Genomic DNA, 14,123 nt, shown 5'->3' with positions numbered 1-14,123 from the left:
CTATGGCGAATAGCTTCACTTGCAATATCGTCAGCGCAGAAGCATCTATCTTCTCAGGCAAGGTCGAGCAGGTGGTGGCTTCCGGGATCATGGGTGACCTCGGCATTTTGCCGGGGCACGCCCCGCTGCTGACCGAGCTTCAGCCGGGCCCGATCCGCGTGATCCACGATGGCGGCAAGGAAGAAAACTTCTTTGTCTCTGGCGGCTTCATGGAAGTCCAGCCAGATGTCGTGACGATCCTGGCAGATGCCGCTGCTCGTGCCGGTGACCTCGACGAGGCCGCCGCCGAGGAAGCGCGTCAGCAGGCGCTGAAAGCCTTTAACGACAAGTCGGCAGAGCTGGATTATACCCGTGCTGCTGCTGAACTTGCCGAAGCCGTTGCTCAGTTGCGAACGATCCAGCAACTGCGCAAAAAGGCGGGTAAAGGCTAGTTACACGCACTGTGTACCCAAACGCCCCTTAAACCCGACCAGGGTTTAAGGGGCGTTTTTTTTGTCTGTTAGTATGGTGGTCAGTCGTCCCGGATTTGTATGGGCATCAGGAGAGAGCGATGGCGCTGAACGAAGAAGCCTTACAGGAATTAAAAACCGAGCTGCTCGAGGAGCTGGTCAAGGAAGAGCCCAGCAAGGCGCAGTTGGCGGAACGCCTCGCCGAAATTCGCTCGGCCGACATTGGCGAAGTGCTGGAAGAGTTGATCGAAGAGGATGAGGAGCTACGTGCGGCCCTGACGGTGCTGGACATACTCTCCACCGAGCGAGCCGCCAATGTGTTGGGCTATCTGCCAGGCGAGAGTCAGCTCGAAGTCGTCGGTGAGCTGAGCGACACCCAAGTGCTCAAGCTGCTGGAGGAGATGGGGTCGGACGAGCGGGTGGATCTGTTCAACCTGCTCGATGAAGATCGCCGCGAAGCGTTGTTGCGTCGCATGGCGCACCAGGAGCGGGAAGATCTCAAGCGTCTGGCCAGCTATGAAGAAGGCACGGCCGGCGCCATCATGACCTCTGACTATGTAGCGATAGCCAGTGGCATGACGGTGTCACAGGCGATGATGCGGGTACGACAGACAGCGCCGGATGCGGAAACGGTCTACCAGCTCTACATCCTCGACAAGGAAGGCGAGCTGGTGGGAACCATGTCGTTGCGGCAGCTGATGGTCGCCCGTCCGGGTGCCATCGTCGATGACATCATGATCAAGGATGTCATCAGCACCCACGTAGACGAAGAGCAGGAAGAAGTGGCGCGTATCGTGGCGCGCTATGACCTGCTGGCGCTGCCGGTACTCGATCAGGATGGGCGCATGGTGGGGATCGTGACCCACGATGATGCCATGGACGTGGCCGAATCCGAGGCCACCGAAGATATCCACAAGGGGATGTCGATTGGCCAATTGGAAGATGGTGTCAGTCGGGTGCCCCTGGCCAGCCTTTACCGCAAGCGGGTGACCTGGCTAGTACTGCTGGTGTTTGCCAACCTGTTTTCGGGGGCTGGTATTGCGTACTTCGAAGATACCATTGCCGCCCAGGTCGCTCTGGTATTCTTCCTGCCGCTGTTGATTGGCAGTGGCGGTAATGCGGGCGCCCAGGCGGCCACGCTGATGGTGCGGGGTATGGCCACCGGGGACGTAGGGGTCAAGGACTGGAGCAAGATGCTGGGCAGGGAGCTGCTGGTGGCCGGTGCGCTGGGGCTGACCATGGCGTTGGCCGTCGCGCCCATCGGGGTCATGCGCGGCGGTGAGGAAGTCGCCATGGTGGTCGCGTTGAGCATGGTCACCATCGTGCTGTTCGGTAGCATGATGGGCATGTGTCTGCCGTTCGTGCTGGAGCGCTTCAAGGTGGACCCGGCCACGGCCTCGGCACCGCTGGTGACGACCTTGATCGATGCCTCGGGGGTATTGATCTACTTCACCATCGCCACCGCCATTCTGACCAACGTCTAGCGCATGGCGCTGCTGGCCGCGCGGGTGATGAACATCACTTCCACGTGGCCCAGCCATTCGATGTCGCTGGCCAGCGCCTTGAGTTGGCTGGCCAGGCACTGGGGCGGCTGGTGGACCGCGTCACCGATGATCAGCGTGACCGATACCTTGTCGTCCAGGTAGTGAAGCTGCAGATCGTTCAACGTGCGCCATACCGGATGCATGTACCAGCGTTCGTCGAGGGCGGCTTCCACTTCTGGGCGCAAGGGCAGGCCGGGCAGGCGGCTCGGATCGCCTTCACCGGCGTCGTCTTCCGGGTCCACGTGGAAAATGACATCGGTCAGCAGCGGAAACTCGTGGCGCAGGCGGCGGCTCACCTCGTTGCCAATTTCATGGGCTTCGGAAACGGTGATACGCGGGCCTACCACCACGTGCAGGTCCACCATCACCCAGCCCGCCGATTGGCGCGTGCGCAGGTCATGCACGCTATCCACGCCGGGCACGCTGCAGGCCACGTCATGCATCTGCTGCTGCACGTCTTCGGGCAAGGCGGTATCCACCAGCTCTCTGGCGGACTCCCACAGCAGGTCGATGCCGACCTTACCTACCAGCAGCCCCACGATGATCGCGGCCACGGCGTCCAGCCACCCCAGCCCATACTGGGCACCCACCAGTGCTACCAGCACGACGGCCGTGGATAGAGCATCGCTGCGGGAGTGCCAGGCATTGGCTTCCAGCAGCTTGGACTTGACCCGTTTGGCGACCCGCATGGTGTAGCGGAAGATCCACTCCTTGCTGATCAGGGCCAGCACCGTCACCGCGATGGCAAAAGCGCCGGGCGCGCCCACTTCGGTACCACTCAACAGGCGGTCGATGCTCGACCAGGCAATACCGCCGGCCACGAAGATCAGTACGCTGCCCAGCAGTAGCGTGGTCAGCGTTTCGATGCGGCCATGGCCATAATGGTGGTCGTTATCCGGTTCCTGACGGCCATAATGAATGGCGGCCAGGACAAAACCATCGGTGACAAGGTCAGACAGGGAGTGAATGCCATCGGCAATCAAGGCTGCCGAGCCGACCAGAAATCCCACCGCTACCTTGACGATACTCAGCAACCCATCCAGCCAGGCTCCAATGTACGTGACACGCTTGGCTTCCTGGCTGTCTATGGCGTTGCTGGGAACCACTGATGATTCTGGGGTCTGAGTCATGGGATACCTTGAAGACTCGCTCTTTCGATAGGCGCTTATTGTAGCGCACCACGGCGCAAGCTCTATACCTTCTTGCCAGGAGTCCTTGGCCAGAGCGGACAATGAAAGCGGGGATGTGTATCCTTGGCAGCTCTGGTACTCCCAGCCATCGCCCTTTGACTCACTGTTTACAGGATGCACCATGGATTGGCTTCAAGTCATTATTCTGGCGTTAGTGCAAGGACTAACGGAATTCTTGCCTATTTCAAGCTCTGCACACCTGATTCTGGTGCCTGAACTGACCTCTTGGGAAGATCAAGGGTTAGCCTTTGACGTGGCACTGCATTTGGGAAGCCTGAGCGCGGTCGTCATCTACTTTCGTCATGAAATCATTCAGATGATCACCAGCACCTCGAAGGCGTTGGTAGGGCGCGGGGTGGATGAAGATGCTCGCTTGGGCATTTGGGTCGTCATCGCGACGATACCCGTCTGTCTGGTGGGGTTTCTGCTCCACGATGTGATTTCAGGCTATATGCGTTCAACCCTGATCATCGGGGCGAGCCTTATCGTTTTCGGCCTGCTGCTAGGCTTTGCCGATTGGCGCAAGCGTGGGACACGCAGTGAGTATCAGATGTCGCTCAAAGACGTGCTCATCATCGGTGGAGCCCAGGTGTTGGCGCTGATTCCAGGCACGTCCCGTTCCGGGATCACCATCACGGCAGCCCTGCTGGTAGGCATGAGCCGAGAGGGCGCGGCACGCTTCTCGTTTCTGCTGTCGATTCCCGTGATTGTGCTGGCTGGAGGACTGGAGGCCGTTGGCTTGCTCCGCGACCCACAGGCCATCGACTGGCCAGCCATGATCGTCGGTACGCTTCTCTCTGGTATTAGCGCTTACTTGTGTATTCACTATTTTCTGGTCGTCATCAAGAAACTGGGCATGCAGCCGTTCGTGGTTTACCGCGTGGTATTTGGTCTCTGGCTGCTGTGGTTCTTCCACTTCTGACCCCGCGCACATTTCAAGGAAAATGCGATGAACATCGGCTATCGCCCTTTTTTGGCTGGCATTGGCTTACTGACCCTGTTGCCCCTGATGGCAGGCTGTTCCGAGAGTGATCGCCCCCTGGAGCCGCCGACCCGATTTGAAGGAGGGGTATTTGGCTCTTTCTACCAGGTGACGGTGATGGATCCGCTGACCCAAGGCCAGGCACAGGCGTTGGAAGAGGGCTTCCTGGCCGAACTCGAGAGCGTGGACCGCTCGATGTCGACCTATCGGGATGACGCCGAGCTGGTAACGTTCAATCATGCGCCGCTGGACGAATGGCAGCCGTTGTCGAATGAGCTGATCGAGGTATTGGCCGTCAGCCAAGCCATTGCGACAGATAGCGATGGTGCCTTCGACGTGACGGTGGGCGGCCTGGTGAATCTGTGGAGTTTCGGGCCAGAGGCGAGGCCAGAAGAAGTGCCCAGCGATGAAGCCCTTGCCGAACGCCTTTCGACCGTCGGGTATGACGCCCTGGAAGTGGATACCCAGCAGATGCAGGCGCGACGCACGCGGGATATCTTTGTCGATCTTTCTGGCGTGGCGAAAGGTCATGCCGTCGATCGAGTGGGTGCGTATCTGGACCAGCAGGGGATCGAGCACTATCTGGTGAACCTGGGGGGAGACATGATCGCCCGTGGTTACCGGGAGCCGGACGAGGAACTGGCTTGGCGTGTAGGTATCGAAGTGCCGGAAGACGGTGAGCAAAGGGCTCAGCATATCGTGCCGCTCAGCAACTTGTCGGTGGCGACCTCAGGCGACTACCGCAATTACTTCGAAGTCGACGGGCAGCGCTACTCGCATACCATCAATCCTCGTGACGGCAAACCGATTACCCATGACCTGGTATCGGTGTCGGTCTTCCACCCTTCCAATGCATGGGCGGATGCCTGGGCCACGGCACTGCTGGTCGTCGGCACGGAAGAGGGAATGGCACTGGCCCTTGAACACGACCTGAGCGTACTGCTGCTGGTGCGCGACGGCGACCGCTGGCGCAGCATCGCCAGCCCTGCGTTTACGAACTATTTTGGTGATGCGCTGCTGGAAGAGCTGGGCATCGATGCCTGGACACCGGCAGTGGCCCAATAACGGTAGGTACTGAACATGCATGATCTCGACATCGTCATTCTGGCCGCTGGCAAAGGGACGCGGATGCGCTCTCCCTTGCCGAAAGTGCTGCATACCCTGGCAGGCAAACCCATGGTGCAGCACGTGCTGGAGACCGCTCAGGCACTGAATCCGGCACGGACCCACGTGGTGATCGGTCACGGCGCTGACCAACTGCGAGAAGCGCTGGCAGAGCATGACGTGCTGTTTGCTCTGCAGGAAGAGCAAAAGGGGACGGGCCATGCCGTGGCTCAGGCCCAGGCTCATCTGGGCAACGGCGTCGTGCTGGTGCTTTACGGCGATGTGCCGCTGATTCGCCGTGACACGTTGGCGAGTCTGCTTGCCCAGGTGGATGAGCAGCATATGGGGCTGTTGACGGTCACGCTGGACGATCCCAGCGGTTACGGGCGCATCGTGCGTGATAGTGACGGGCAGGCCGTGGCGATTGTCGAGCAAAAAGATGCCAACGACGAGCAACTGAGCATCACCGAGTGCAATACCGGCATCATGGCCATGACCAGCGCTCAACTGAAGCGCTGGTTGCCCCAGCTCTCGGCAGAAAATGCCCAGGGTGAGTACTATCTGACCGACGTCATTGCCATGGCTGCCAGCGAAGGTATCAAGGTGGCCACGGCGCAGCCCCACGATGCTACCGAGGTGGAAGGGGTCAACAACCGTGCGCAGATGGCCCGTCTGGAGCGTGCCCTCCAGCAGCAGACGGCGGAAGCGTTGATGGCCCAGGGCGTTGCCCTGGCAGACCCGGCGAGAATCGATGTGCGCGGCAAGCTCACCTGTGGACACGACGTGTTCATCGATGTGGGTTGCGTCTTCGAAGGAGACGTGGAATTGGGCGAAGGCGTGCGCGTTGGCCCTTATTGTGTGATCAAGAACAGTACCCTCGGTGCTGAAAGCGTCATCGATAGCCACAGCGTCATCGACTCCACGGTGGCCGCTGGCCATAATCAGATTGGGCCCTACGCTCGTCTTCGCCCCGGCACGCGTCTGGCGGTCAAGGCGAAAGTGGGCAACTTCGTGGAGACCAAGAACGCCGAGGTCGGTGAAGGCAGCAAGATCAATCACCTGAGCTACGTGGGCGATGCCACCCTGGGGCGCAAGGTGAACGTTGGGGCAGGCACCATTACCTGCAACTACGATGGCGCCAACAAGCATCGCACGCAGATTGGCGACCATGCGTTCATTGGCTCCAACAGCGCGCTGGTCGCGCCTGTTTCGATTGGTCAGGGAGCCACCGTGGGGGCGGGCTCCACCATCGCCAAGGACGTGGCGGAGCACGCCCTGGCAGTGACCCGCAGCCGCCAGTTGGAAAAGGCCGACTGGCCGCGCCCCACCAAAAAAGCAAACTAAACACCGGTGATACAGGCGCTTGGCGCCTTCAGGAGAGTGGAGTATGTGCGGTATCGTCGCAGCCGTGGCACAGCGCAATGTGCAGGGGATATTGCTGGAAGGGCTCAAACGCCTGGAGTATCGCGGTTATGATTCGGCAGGCATGACGGTACTCAGCAGCGGAGCGCTGACCCGCCACCGGGCCCTGGGCAAGGTAGCGGCCCTGGAAGAGCGCCTGGCCAACGAGGCACTGCCGGGTCATTGCGGTATCGCCCATACCCGCTGGGCCACCCACGGCAAGCCCTCCGAGGCCAACGCTCACCCCCACCACAGCCGCGACAGTGTTGCTGTAGTACATAACGGCATCATCGAGAATTACGAGCAGATCAAGGAGACGCTGCAGGGCAGCGGCTACACCTTCACTTCCGACACCGATACCGAAGTGATCGCTCACTTGCTGGCCGACAAACTCACCACTGGCAAGACACTGTTCGAAGCGACCCAGGAGATCGTCAGTGGGCTTGGGGGAGCTTATGCGCTGGGCGTGATGAGTACGCACGAACCCAACGTGGTGGTGGGCGCCCGTCAGGGCAGCCCGCTGGTGGTGGGCGTGGGTATCGATGAGGCCTTCCTGGCCTCCGACCCGCTGGCGCTGCTGCAGGTCACCGACCGCTTCATCTACCTGGAAGAGGGCGATCTGGTCGAGCTGCGCGAACACGGTGCCATCCGTATCGTCGACCGACAGGGGAACGTTGTCGAGCGCCCGGTGCATACCTTCGAGCATGGCGATGGCGCCGCCAGCAAGGGAGAGTATCGCCACTACATGCTCAAGGAAATCTTCGAGCAGCCCAAGGTCATCGAGGCAGCGCTGGAAGGGCGCATGAGTGCCAGCAGCGTTCTGGTCGAGAGCTTCGGGCCAGACGCCCAGGCGCTGTTTCAGAAAACCCGCCAGGTGCATATCATCGCCTGTGGCACCAGCTACCATGCGGGCCTGGTGGCCCGCTACTGGCTGGAGCGCTATGCTGGCGTGCCGGTGCAGGTCGAAGTGGCCTCCGAGTATCGTTACCGCCACCCGGTGGTGCCGGAAGGCACACTATTCGTCACCCTCTCTCAGTCTGGGGAAACCGCCGATACGCTGGCAGCGCTGCGGTTTGCCAAAACCCTTGGCTATGTCGGTACGTTGGCGATCTGCAACGTGCCCGGCAGTTCGCTGGTGCGCGAGTCGGATATGTCGCTGATGACCCGTGCAGGCCCTGAAATCGGCGTGGCCTCCACCAAAGCGTTTACGACGCAATTGATCGCACTGCTGCTGCTGACGCTTTCCGTCAGTAAAGCGAAAGGCCAGCCGGAGCAGCCGGAGATTCTGGCGGGTCTTCAGGCCCTGCCATCGCTCTGCCAGCAGGTGCTAGGCCTCGATGCGCAGATCGAAGCGCTTTCCCAGGCGTTTGCCGAAAAGCATCATGCGCTGTTCTTGGGCCGTGGTGCCCACTATCCGATTGCTCTGGAAGGCGCCCTGAAGCTCAAGGAGATCTCCTACATCCACGCGGAAGCCTATCCTGCGGGTGAGCTGAAGCACGGCCCGTTGGCACTGGTGGATAACGAGATGCCGGTAATTTCGGTAGCGCCCAATGACGAGCTGCTGGAAAAGCTGAAGTCCAACCTTCAAGAAGTGCGCGCTCGCGGTGGTCAACTGTTCGTATTTGCCGATCGCAAGGTAGGCATCAGCGCTCAGGAAGATATCCGCGTACTGGAATTACCGGAGGTGCACGAGGCACTGGCGCCGCTGTTATATACCCTGCCGTTACAGCTGCTGAGCTACCACGTGGCCGTGCTGAAAGGCACCGATGTGGACCAGCCACGTAACTTGGCGAAAAGCGTGACGGTGGAATAAAACCCAGGACACAATTTATTGCAAAGGCCTGCACAAAAGCGCTTTACAGGATGCGGCGAATGGCCGCATCTTATGCGCAATCGCTGCGTTGCAGCACATAGTTAGTGTGCTTATTATCGTGGCGGTACTCTCTTACCCTGCCAGGACCACTTGCCATGAAACCACCTAACGCCCTCGCAGCACGGCACGCCTCCCGCCGAGCTGCTTGGTTGTTGACCGCCCTCTGCTTGACCCTCTTGCCCTCCTTTGCTTTTGCTGCTGCCGGCCCGCTAGACCTGACCTCCTCACTGACCGGTATTGCGGCGGTGACCATCTTCATTCTTGCTTATGCGTTGGTCATGAGTGAAGAAATTATCCACATGCGCAAGTCCAAGCCAGTGTTGGTGGCGGCGGGACTCATCTGGGCCATGGTGGCTTGGGTGTACGTTCAGGCAGGCATGCCTCATGAAGCGGAAGAAGCCTTCAAGGAGACGCTGCTGGAATACGCCGAGCTGCTGCTGTTCCTGCTGGTGGCGATGACCTACATCAACGCCATGGAAGAGCGGCGTGTCTTCGATACGCTGCGTGCCTGGCTGGTGCGCAAGGGGTTCAGCTACCGAACCCTTTTCTGGATCACCGGCTGTCTCGCGTTTGCCATCTCCTCGATTGCCAACAACATGACCACGGCCATGTTGATGTGTGCCGTCGTCTTGAAGGTGGCTGAGGGAGACAACAAGTTCATCAGCCTGTGCTGTGTCAACGTGGTGGTGGCTTCCAACGCAGGGGGCGCCTTCAGCCCGTTTGGCGACATTACCACGCTGATGGTATGGCAAGCCGGGCAAGTGCCGTTCGAAGGCTTCTTTGCGTTGCTGGTGCCCGCCATCGTCAACTTCATGGTGCCCGCGTTGATCATGAACTTCTTCCTCGTCAACCGTCAGCCCGCTGCCTTGACCGAGGACGTCTGGATGAAGCGCGGCGCGAAGCGCATCATCTTGCTGTTCCTGGTGACCGTGGCCATCTCGGTACTGTGCCATTCGATCCTGTATCTCCCCCCTGCCATGGGCATGATGTTCGGCCTGGGCCTGCTGCAGTTCTTTGGCTACTACCTGCGTCGCAGCCTGCCTCGCTCCCTGGAGCGCAAGCGCGAGCGTTACTCTCGCCGTGGCGATTGGCAAAAGCTGGAGCAACTGGGCAGCGTGGTGCCGTTCGATATCTTCAGCCGGATTGCGCGCTCCGAGTGGGACACGCTGCTGTTCTTCTACGGGGTTGTCATGTGTGTTGGTGGCCTAGGCTTCATGGGCTATCTCAGTCTGCTGTCTGAAACGCTGTATGGCGGTTGGAACCCGGTCTGGGCCAACGTGGTGCTGGGCCTGATTTCCGCCGTAGTGGATAACATCCCCGTGATGTTTGCCGTGCTCTCCATGGCGCCAGACATGAGCGAAGGCAACTGGCTGCTGATTACCCTGACGGCGGGGGTGGGCGGTAGCCTGCTTTCCATGGGGTCTGCCGCTGGGGTGGCGCTGATGGGCCAGGCACGGGGCATTTACACCTTTGCCGTGCACTTGCGTTGGGTACCCGCCATCTTACTGGGCTATGCGGCCAGTATTGCGGCGCACCTGATGATCAACGCCAGCTTGTTTTGAAACCGATCGTTTGCCCAGCGCTGGCCGCTGGGCAGGTAAATAAAAACGCCCCTGATCTTTTTGATAAGGGGCGTTTTTATTAGTAAGCGAGTGGAAACTTACAAATCGTGACCGGTGACCACTTGGCAAATGTCGGCGAAGCTGCGGGCCATGGGCACGACCGTGGCATCCGCTTTCCCTTTGGCCTGCTTGCCCATGACGGCTTGAATGTCCGTGGCCGACACGATTCCCCGTACGCTGAGTTCGTGGTTGGCCGTCTGCTCGGTAATCAGCAGGTGTTGCTCGGCAAACGTTTCCATGGAACGCACCAGATCCTCGATGGTGAGCGCTGTCAGCTGCTCCAGCGGCATGGCGCTGAGTTTTTCCCAAGGCGTCATGATCATGGCAGCCGTCACTTCGGAACGTTCCAGATTACGCTGCTGCATGGCAATATTGATGCGCCGTGAACCAATCACTTCCTTGGCCGACAGCACGCCGACGCAGTGATTCTGCTTGTCCATCACGAACAGCAGGCGAACACCGCCATGGCGCATCTTCAGGTGGGCTTCATCGATGGGCGTATCGCCAGCGACAGATTGTGGCACCACCTTGGTGAAATCGGTCAGAACCGACAGCGCCGGGCTATCGGGCGTCAACGTCTTGGTGGCCGGTGTGGTCAGCAGCGGTGTTGCGCCAAATTGGATAAGGGCTTTATGAGATTTCAGCAGTGAATTCATCGGGGGTACCTCCGTGGGGTGAACAGCAGGTCATTGACTGATTGCCTGCTCTGTACCTTCACATTTGCACGGAATTCTTATCGAAATCTTAACAGCCAGAATCTGTTACATTTTTTCTCATTCTTTTGCATGGCGCTGAGTCAGTGAATCTCTCGCCAGCGTGGCGTGTACTCGCAGCCCTCCGCTGGGTGCGTCCTCCAGTAACAGGGTGCCACCATGGCGTTTCACGATGCGTTCGACGATCGACAAGCCCAGGCCAGCGCCCGCTCCAGGCCCTGCACGCTGAAAGCGCTCCACGACCCGGCTGCGCTCGCTGGGTGGGATTCCCTTGCCCTGGTCATCGACCATCAGGGTGATGTGGTGACGGGACGCGCTCAGGTGCACCGTCACAGCGCCTTCCGGGGGCGAGTGCTGAAGGGCGTTGCCCACCAGGTTCTGTACCAGGGTCTCGATGGCCCCGGGCTCCTCTTCCATGAGCCAGCTCTGCTGCTCCTCGACCTCCATGTGCAGCTGCTGGCGGCGCTCCGTGGCCAGCGGCAGGAGTTTCGCCAGGGTCTCCTGGGTCTCTTGCCGCACGTCGGCATGGCGGATCTCGGGTAGCGGCTCCTCTTCGGGGTCCAGCCTTGCCAGGGTCAACAGTTGGGCCACCAGCCGCGTCGAGCGGGCCACGCCGCTGCGCAAATGGTGCAGCGACTCTTCACGATCCGCGCGGTTATCGGCAGCCAGCGCGTTTTGGGCATGCAGATCGAGAATCGCCAGCGGCGTACGCAGCTCATGGGTCGCATCGGCGATGAAGCGCTTTTCGCGAATACGCATCTGCTGTAAACGTGCCAGCAAACGGTTGAGTGCCCCGGCAATGGTATCCAGCTCCTGAGGAAGGCGCTGCAACGACAGCGGCTGGAGGTTGTTAGGGTCGCGGCTGCGGATCTGTTCCGCCATGCGTGACAGCGGTGCCAGCCCCCAGCCAATCGACCACCACAGCAGCAGGGTGAGCAGAGGCAGGCCGATCAGGTCGGGTAGTAGCGTGCGCAGCGCCACTTCTCGGGTCAGCGCCGCGCGCACATCCTGGCGTTCGCTGACGATGACCCGCTTGTTGGCATCTGCCATCGAAAGCACGTAGACCCGCCAGGTCTGCTCCCCCAGGGTGGCGGTCGAATACCCGGCCGGCTGGCTCACCAGCGGGGTCGCCGGGGCGTTATCGGAACGCAGCAGCAGCTGGTTGCCTTCCCACAGCTGAAACGCCAGCTGGTGGGTATAGCCATCGCTCAGATCCGGTGGTTCTGTGGCGCCGGGCTGCAGCAAGGCGCTCTCCAGGCTTCTCAGCAGCAGCGTGCGGTCCTGGGCAGGCAAGGGAGCTTGCAGCAGGCCCTCCAGCAAACGGGCGTTTTGCGCCAGGCTGCGGTCGTGCAACTCTTCGATTTCCTGTGCCGCAAAGCGATAGCTGATGAAACCGATGATGAACATGCTCACGCCGAATACCAGCAGCACGAGCCCCAGCGTGCGGCGACGAATGGAGCGCATCAGCTCTCCTTGCCCGTTTTTTCCATCACATAGCCAATGCCCCGCACGGTGCGGATGGCATCCGGAAACAGCTTGCGCCGCAGGTGATGGATATGGACCTCGATGGCATTGCTTTCCACGTCCTCTTCCCAGCCGTATACCAGCCGGGCCAACGTATCACGGGTGAAGACGCGCCCCGGGTGGCTCATGAACTCCTGCAGCAGCGCCAGCTCGCGACGCGACAGGGGAATGGTCTGCTGCTGGTAGTGCACGGTGAGGGTTTGAGGGTTCAAGCTGATCCCCCGGCAGGAGAGCAGGCCGTTGGGCTGGCCCTGGCTGCGGCGTAGCAAGGCCCGCAGGCGCGCTTTCAGCTCATCCACTTCGAAGGGTTTGGTCAAGTAGTCGTCGGCACCCGCGTCCAGCCCGGCAATGCGGCTCTCGACGGCGTCGCGGGCCGTCAGCACCAGAATGGGCACCTGATGCCCCTGGCGGCGCAGGGTTTGCAGCAGCTCGATGCCGTCCATGGTGGGCAGGCCCAGGTCCAGAATCACGGCATCGAACGGTTCGTTTTGCAGTGCGACCAGGGCCGTGTCACCATCGGTCAGATGATCGACCGTGTAATGCTCGGGCTTTAACGCCATGCGAATGCCCGATGCCAGGCTAGGGTCATCTTCCACCAATAAAATTCGCATACTGACGGGCCACTCCTCTTGTTGTGTTGCGCCTGCTGGCGACAAGGCTATCTGGCATGTTCTCGACCCACCCGGCAACGTCGATCATGGTCTGCCCGGCGCATCAACGGCGCGAGGCGCTGCTGCAGTTGGCTGCTGTCCACCAACCTGCCCAGCAGGCTGCGCTACAGCAGGCGCTGGTCAAGGCCAGCACACGGCCCGAGGGGTGGTCGGGCCTGTGGGTGGCCTGCCAGGCAGGGCGAGTCTGCGCTGCCGCCTGGGTAGAGTGCCAGGAAAACCACATCGCGCAGCTATGGTTGCCCAAGCAGAATAACCAATTTGTCGAGCCCCTGCTAAGTCAACTGCACCGCTGGGTGGCGACCCAAGGGCTGGTGCTGTGTCACGTTGCCCTGGATGAGACCATGGCGAGCTGGGAAGCACCATTGCTGAACCTGGGCATGCAGCGGTTGGCCACCCTCGATCACCTGGCTTGGCACTGTCGGCCGGTTTCTCACGTGCGGGGGCTGCCACCGCTACGGCCGTTTGATGAGCTGACGCCCGCTCAGCAGCAGGCACTGGTCGAGCAGGTGGGGGAGGGCTCGCTGGATTGCCCTGCCTTGCGCGATGTATTGCCTGCGCAGGCTCTGCTGGAAGGCTTTTATCACCAGGCATCGAGCGCTTCCGAACACTGGTATTACCTGCAGGGGGAGCAGGGCCGCCATGCGGGCCTGCTGCTGCTGGATGCCAGCCCAGGCCGCGAGCACTGGAGCGTTCAGTTGATGGGGCTGGTGCCTGGCTGGCGCGGCCAGGGGCAAGGCAAGGCACTGGTGCAGCAAGCGCAGGCCATGGTGGCCCAGGCGGGCGCAAGCCAGCTGGCGCTGACGGTAGACCGTGACAACCTGCCCGCGCAGCGAGCCTATCGGCAGGCGGGGATGCTGCCTGCGGGTGAGCATCAACTGCTGGGCTGGTGTGTCTTGCCCGCCACCGAGTTGAATTGCCGCGCTTAGTAGCATTTTCCTACCCTTTGTGTTCTCGGTATACTAACTCCAAGAGGCATGTCTTGGCGTTTCGGCGGCAGAGTGCGTAGTGGCGCTGGTGCGCAGGGGTTCAGTGCTACATCTTCAAGCGTCC

The 14,123-nt window shown here is 60.7% G+C and carries 12 protein-coding genes; 8 read left to right on the top strand and 4 right to left on the bottom strand.

From position 1 onward, the window contains the following. Positions 1-2: 2 nt before the first annotated feature. Positions 3-431, top strand: a complete 429-nt coding sequence (locus LG409_RS18440; protein ID WP_016915576.1) for a F0F1 ATP synthase subunit epsilon — start codon at positions 3-5, stop codon at positions 429-431. A 119-nt stretch (positions 432-550) separates the two neighbouring features. After that, entirely contained in the window at positions 551-1,933 is a 1,383-nt protein-coding gene (gene mgtE, locus LG409_RS18435; RefSeq protein ID WP_227407379.1) for a magnesium transporter, read from the top strand. Here the strand turns inward: mgtE and LG409_RS18430 are convergent. Continuing rightward, positions 1,930-3,123: a cation diffusion facilitator family transporter gene (locus LG409_RS18430; protein ID WP_039179012.1), complete on the bottom strand. Its 1,194-nt coding sequence runs from the start codon at positions 3,121-3,123 to the stop codon at positions 1,930-1,932. The two genes, mgtE and LG409_RS18430, sit on opposite strands and share 4 nt — an antisense overlap. A gap of 181 nt (positions 3,124-3,304) precedes the next feature. On the opposite strand from LG409_RS18430, the gene LG409_RS18425 reads away from it, so the two are divergent. The 5 genes from LG409_RS18425 to nhaD all read left to right on the top strand — a co-directional run bounded on the left by LG409_RS18425 (position 3,305) and on the right by nhaD (position 10,105). Next, positions 3,305-4,105: an undecaprenyl-diphosphate phosphatase gene (locus tag LG409_RS18425; protein ID WP_039179009.1), complete on the top strand. Its 801-nt coding sequence runs from the start codon at positions 3,305-3,307 to the stop codon at positions 4,103-4,105. Positions 4,106-4,132: 27 nt separating this feature from the next. After that, a complete protein-coding gene (locus LG409_RS18420) occupies positions 4,133-5,230 on the top strand; it encodes an FAD:protein FMN transferase (protein WP_039179005.1) in 1,098 nt (365 codons plus the stop codon). A 15-nt stretch (positions 5,231-5,245) separates the two neighbouring features. After that, positions 5,246-6,613 carry a bifunctional UDP-N-acetylglucosamine diphosphorylase/glucosamine-1-phosphate N-acetyltransferase GlmU gene (glmU, locus tag LG409_RS18415; protein ID WP_227407378.1) on the top strand — a complete coding sequence of 456 codons (1,368 nt, stop codon included), beginning with the start codon at positions 5,246-5,248 and terminating at the stop codon, positions 6,611-6,613. 43 nt (positions 6,614-6,656) lie between these two features. Further along, the gene (gene glmS / locus LG409_RS18410; protein WP_227407377.1) at positions 6,657-8,483 is read left to right on the top strand and encodes a glutamine--fructose-6-phosphate transaminase (isomerizing); all 1,827 of its coding nucleotides are present in this window, start codon (positions 6,657-6,659) and stop codon (positions 8,481-8,483) included. 155 nt (positions 8,484-8,638) lie between these two features. Further along, positions 8,639-10,105, top strand: coding sequence for a sodium:proton antiporter NhaD (gene nhaD, locus LG409_RS18405; protein ID WP_227407376.1), 1,467 nt, complete (start codon positions 8,639-8,641; stop codon positions 10,103-10,105). 98 nt (positions 10,106-10,203) lie between these two features. On the opposite strand, the gene LG409_RS18400 is transcribed toward nhaD, so the two are convergent. The 3 genes from LG409_RS18400 to LG409_RS18390 all read right to left on the bottom strand — a co-directional run bounded on the left by LG409_RS18400 (position 10,204) and on the right by LG409_RS18390 (position 13,013). After that, on the bottom strand, positions 10,204-10,821 hold the full coding sequence (locus tag LG409_RS18400) for a CBS domain-containing protein (RefSeq protein ID WP_227407375.1): 618 nt from the start codon (positions 10,819-10,821) through the stop codon (positions 10,204-10,206). A gap of 117 nt (positions 10,822-10,938) precedes the next feature. After that, entirely contained in the window at positions 10,939-12,342 is a 1,404-nt protein-coding gene (locus tag LG409_RS18395; RefSeq protein WP_096921755.1) for an ATP-binding protein, read from the bottom strand. Then, complete coding sequence (locus LG409_RS18390) at positions 12,342-13,013, bottom strand: response regulator transcription factor (RefSeq protein ID WP_016915565.1); 672 nt, start codon at positions 13,011-13,013, stop codon at positions 12,342-12,344. The genes LG409_RS18395 and LG409_RS18390 overlap by 1 nt, the downstream gene beginning before the upstream one ends. A 56-nt stretch (positions 13,014-13,069) precedes the next feature. Between LG409_RS18390 and LG409_RS18385 the strand changes: the two genes are divergently transcribed. Further along, positions 13,070-13,999 (top strand): GNAT family N-acetyltransferase, encoded by a 930-nt coding sequence (locus LG409_RS18385; RefSeq protein WP_227407374.1) that lies wholly within the window; start codon positions 13,070-13,072, stop codon positions 13,997-13,999. Positions 14,000-14,123: the final 124 nt, after the last annotated feature.

The organism is Halomonas sp. NyZ770 (assembly GCF_020616575.1).
GTDB lineage: Bacteria > Pseudomonadota > Gammaproteobacteria > Pseudomonadales > Halomonadaceae > Vreelandella > Vreelandella hamiltonii.
The sequence above is the reverse complement of the archived record's forward strand: the minus strand, read 5'-3'. Positions and strand labels throughout refer to the sequence as shown.